This is a genomic window from Immundisolibacter sp., assembly GCF_041625615.1.
GTDB lineage: Bacteria > Pseudomonadota > Gammaproteobacteria > Immundisolibacterales > Immundisolibacteraceae > Immundisolibacter.
The window spans coordinates 1-4,222 of record NZ_JBFJTF010000168.1 but is presented as its reverse complement, the minus strand read 5'-3'; the positions used below and the strand labels follow the sequence as shown (position 1 = coordinate 4,222).

At 71.7% G+C, this 4,222-nt stretch carries 7 protein-coding genes; 1 reads left to right on the top strand and 6 read right to left on the bottom strand.

The window, feature by feature from the left end; genetic code table 11:
• From mpl to ABYX71_RS10730, 5 genes are all read right to left on the bottom strand, one after another.
• Positions 1-822, bottom strand: an 822-nt coding sequence (mpl, locus tag ABYX71_RS10750; RefSeq protein ID WP_372696494.1) for a UDP-N-acetylmuramate:L-alanyl-gamma-D-glutamyl-meso-diaminopimelate ligase, incomplete at its 3' end; no start/stop codon positions are given.
• Complete coding sequence (locus tag ABYX71_RS10745; protein ID WP_372696493.1) at positions 822-1,328, bottom strand: hypothetical protein; 507 nt, start codon at positions 1,326-1,328, stop codon at positions 822-824. The genes mpl and ABYX71_RS10745, both read right to left, overlap by 1 nt.
• Positions 1,325-1,792, bottom strand: a complete 468-nt coding sequence (locus tag ABYX71_RS10740; RefSeq protein ID WP_372696492.1) for a DUF4124 domain-containing protein — start codon at positions 1,790-1,792, stop codon at positions 1,325-1,327. Before ABYX71_RS10740 ends, ABYX71_RS10745 begins: the two co-directional genes overlap by 4 nt.
• Positions 1,789-2,619 (bottom strand): secretin N-terminal domain-containing protein, encoded by an 831-nt coding sequence (locus tag ABYX71_RS10735; RefSeq protein ID WP_372696491.1) that lies wholly within the window; start codon positions 2,617-2,619, stop codon positions 1,789-1,791. The genes ABYX71_RS10740 and ABYX71_RS10735 overlap by 4 nt, the downstream gene beginning before the upstream one ends.
• Positions 2,616-3,128: a hypothetical protein gene (locus ABYX71_RS10730; RefSeq protein ID WP_372696490.1), complete on the bottom strand. Its 513-nt coding sequence runs from the start codon at positions 3,126-3,128 to the stop codon at positions 2,616-2,618. Before ABYX71_RS10730 ends, ABYX71_RS10735 begins: the two co-directional genes overlap by 4 nt.
• 138 nt (positions 3,129-3,266) lie before the next feature.
• On the opposite strand from ABYX71_RS10730, the gene ABYX71_RS10725 reads away from it, so the two are divergent.
• Positions 3,267-3,887 (top strand): lytic transglycosylase domain-containing protein, encoded by a 621-nt coding sequence (locus ABYX71_RS10725; protein WP_372696489.1) that lies wholly within the window; start codon positions 3,267-3,269, stop codon positions 3,885-3,887.
• A gap of 18 nt (positions 3,888-3,905) precedes the next feature.
• On the opposite strand, the gene ABYX71_RS10720 is transcribed toward ABYX71_RS10725, so the two are convergent.
• Positions 3,906-4,222 (bottom strand): SDR family NAD(P)-dependent oxidoreductase (locus tag ABYX71_RS10720; RefSeq protein WP_372696488.1); only part of this gene is annotated, 317 nt, incomplete at its 5' end.

Sequence of the window (4,222 nt, the reverse complement as noted above, 5' to 3'; positions counted from 1 at the left end):
CAGCGACCACTCGGCCACACCGACGGACTCGCCGGCCACGATCAGCTCGAAACGGCTGGCATCCGGCGTCAGCGGCGTGACCTGCCACTGCCCGCCGGGTCCAACACCGGTCACCGGCGTCCAGCAGCCGCGTTCGAGCACGCGCGCCAGGTTCGTGTCGGCGGCGTTGACGATCACCCGGCCGTTGCCCGGCACGGTGCGCAGCAGCTGGTGGAACTGCCACTCGATGGCGGCCAGGTCCGGGTAGATGTCGGCGTGGTCGTATTCCAGATTGTTCAGGATGGCGGTGCGCGGCCGGTAGTGCAGGAACTTGGCCCGCTTGTCGAAAAACGCCGTGTCGTACTCGTCCGCCTCGACCACGAACGGCCCGCTGCCGAGCCGCGCCGACACACCGAAATTCTGCGGCACACCGCCGATCAGGAAACCCGGCTCGAGACCGGCGTGCTGCAGGATCCACGCCAGCAGGCTGGCGGTGGTGGTCTTGCCGTGGGTGCCGGCCACCGCCAGCACATGGCGCCCGGGCAGCACCTGCTCGCCCAGCCACTGCGGGCCGGACACGTACGGCAGATCGGTGGCCAGAATGTGTTCCACCAACGGGTTGCCGCGCGACAGGGCGTTGCCGATCACACACAGGTCCGGCCGCGAACCGAGCTGCGTCGGGTCGTAACCGTCGGTCACGGCGATGCCGGCGGCGGCCAGCTGATCGCTCATCGGCGGGTAGACGGCGGCGTCACAGCCGCTCACGGCGTGCCCCTGGGCCTTGGCCAGCTGCGCCAGGCCGGCCATGAAGGTGCCGGCGATACCGAGGATGTGCAGATGCATCAGTCAATCAACCCGAACAGACGGCCCAGGGTGGAGTAGGCAACGAAGAAAAAGCCGAGGTTGACCAACACCGCCGCCGGCACCGGCACCTCCAGCGCCTGACGCAGGACATGCACCGATACCGTGAAACTCCATATCAGCACGGCCAGGATCAGCAGGCCGATGCCGTTACCGGGTTGCGCCAGCGCGGTCAGCGGCACCGACACCGCATTGAAGAAACTGCCGACCAGCGCCAGCGCCGACAGCGTCTGCACGAAGCGGCCACGGCGCCCGCGCAGCGCCAGGACGCCATAGACCAGCGCCGCCATCAGCGCGGTCTCGGCCGGGCCGTACCACAGCGCCCTGGCCAGCGGCAGGGCGCCCAGGGCCAGCCCACTGCCCAGCGCCGCATACGGCACCAGCAGCAGGATCAGCAGGGTTGGCGAGTGCGGCATGTCCTGCGGGCCACTGCGCAGGCGCAGCAGGCCACCAAGCAACCCCGCCAGCGCGCGCCACAATGCCGTCATCGCGCCGCGTTGCCGCCGCAGTGCTCGGCGATGGCCTTCTCGAGTTCACGCAGCTTCTCCAGGCGCTGTTCGCCGGTGTACCACTGCCCATCGGCGCCGCGAATACGCTGCGCCGCCAGCATGGCGTCGCGCTGACGCCGCGCGGCGGCGCATTCGGCGGCGCGCTGCTCGCGCTGCGCCTCGGCCTTGGTGCGCTCCTCACGCGCCTTTGCACGGGCCTCGGCCGAGGCGGCGTTGCGGGCCCGGATTTCCTCCAGCCGCTGTTCGGCCTCCTCCGGGGACAGCGGCGGCGGCGGCGGGGCGTCCACCTTCTGCGCGCCCTGCGGCGGCGGCTGGTCGCCGTAATGGACGCGGCCGTCGGCATCGGTCCAGCGGTAGATGTCGCCGGCCTTCGCCAGACCGACGCCGAGCAGCAGGCTCAGCGCCACGGGCAACAGTCGGCGGGATGACAGACGGGCGCTCACGGCATCAGCTCCACTTTGATGGCTAGGCGCCGCTCGGTACGGTCGCGGCGGGCGGTAGACGCTAGCACGTCGCGGGCCTCGTTGCCGGCGGTGCGCAGCTCGCCGGCCAGCTCCAGCCACTGCCCCAGCGGCCCGCGCAGCTGCGTGTGGGCGAGCGCGAAGGCCACCGTGCCCGGGCCGGCCAGTTGCTGCGCCTGCGGCCGCACCTCCAGCGTGACCTCTTCGGCACCGCCAAGCCGGGCCAGCACCTCGAAACCGGTGCTCACCTCACGATACTCCGTGCACACCTGCCGCTGGCCGTGACTGTCCTCGCACAGACTGTCGAACGGCGCCATCAGGCCCACCGCGACCCGCGCCGGGCGGCCCTCGAGCGCCTGCACGCTGTGCATGGCCGTCTCCCGCTGGCGACCGGTCGGGTCGGCGCCGTGGACGCCGATACCGCGGTAGCGGGCCTGGGCGCTGCTGCCGGCATCCGGCGGGCTGCGCACCACCCGACGCGCTGCGTCGTCGCCCCCGGCGCCGTGCAGGCGCTCATCGGCGCTCAAGACCTGCCGCACGGTGATGCGCAGGCGCCGCGGCGCGCGGTCCAGCTGCGCCACCGCGGCGCGCAGCTGTTCCAGCCGCGCCGGTTCGGCACTGAGCAGCAGCGTGTGCCCGTCGCCGCTGACCCGCTCGCGCTCCTGCAACAGGGGCTGCAGCAAGGGCACCAGCTCGGCAGCCGGGCGCTGCTGCAGGGTGAGGGTGACGATCTGCGGCCGCGCCGTGGCGACGCCGGCCAGCAGGGCCAGGCCCAGCAGCAGCCAGGCGGCGGGCCGGCGCCTGATCACACGTGCAGCCGGCGCATGTCCGGGTCCGGCGCGCCGTGCTGCCACAGGGCCGCGAAGCGCTCGTCCAGGTCCCGCACGCGGGCGGGCGCCAGCAGGCTGCCCTCGCCGCGCAGGCGCTCCGCCTGGGCGCGGTAGAGATAGCCGCGTCCATCCGCGGTCAGCCAGGCTTCGGGCTGCTGCGCGTCCTCATCGGCCAGGCGGTGCACGCTGATGAAGCTGGTCAGGCGCTGGGCGAGGTCCCACAGCGCGCGGCCACGCTCGTCCCGCGCCACCTCCGGCGGCAACAGCAGTTCGATGCGGGTGCGCCGGCTGCGCCGGATCAGCGCCCGCAGGGCCTCGATCACCTCGCCGTGGGCGAGGTACCCCAGGTCTGCCGCCTGCGCCAGGATGCGCACGTGCGAGCGCGCTGCCGTGAGCAGCTCGGCGGTCATGGAGACGAATTCGACCTGCCCCTGCAGTTGGCGCAGTGCGCGCCGGTCATCGGCATCGTGCGGTTCGGTCTCGTTCATGGTCACGTGCTCAAGTGACGCCCTCGGGCAGACGTTGAACAGTTCAACACACTATCGACCCGCCACGGGTATGCTTGACGTCCGTGGCGAACGACGCCGGGCAGGGAGACGGTGAACAGGACTATGCGGCGCTGGGGAATGATCTTGCTGGCCCTGTGGGCAGGCCAGGCACAGGCCGAGGTGTTCATTTACCGCACGCCCGGCGGCCACACCGTGTTCAGCGACCGGGCCCTGAGCAAGCCGAGCCTGAAGGCGGCCAACTACGCCGCCCGCCGCGGCCCGCGCAAGTACGAGCCACCGACCGTGATCAGCGGCACGCCGCCGGCGACGGCAACCGTCATCTCGCCGGGCCGCCAGGCGGTCGAGAAGATGATCGAGCGCCTGGCACCGCAGTACGCACTCGACCCGGAACTGGTCAAGCAGGTGGTGGCGGCCGAATCGGCCTTTCGCACCGACGCCCGCTCGCCGAAGAACGCCCAGGGCCTGATGCAGCTGATTCCGGCCACCGCCGAGCGCTTTGGCGTCACCAACCCGTGGGACGCCGAACAGAACCTGCGCGGCGGCATGGCCTACCTGAGCTGGCTGCTGGGCCAGTTCAGCGGCGACGTGCGCCTGGCCCTGGCCGGCTACAACGCCGGCGAAGGCGCCGTCGCCCGCCACGGCGGGCTGCCGCCGTATGCCGAGACCCGCCAGTACGTGGCCGGGATCATCAGCCGCTATGGCAAGACCCGCCACCCGGTCACGGCGCGCGCCGACTGACGCCGGCCGGCGCCCGGCTCATTCCAGGGTGTCGGCCAGGCTCAGCCGGTAACCGCCGGCCACGTCGATGTTGGCACCGGTGATGTAACCGCCGGCCGTCGACAGCAGAAACAGCACCGCACCCGCGATATCGGCCACCTGCGCCGGGCGCGCCAGCGGCACGTGGGCGCCGATGTCGTCCGGAATATCCACCGAGTAGTCCAGGTGTCCGGGCGAGACCATGTTGACGCGAACGCCCTGCGGCCCCAGCGCCTGCGCCAGGCTGCGCGTGAGCACCAGCAGGCCGGCCTTGGAAACCTGGTAGGCCATGGCACGGGTGTTGGCGACCAGGTGCT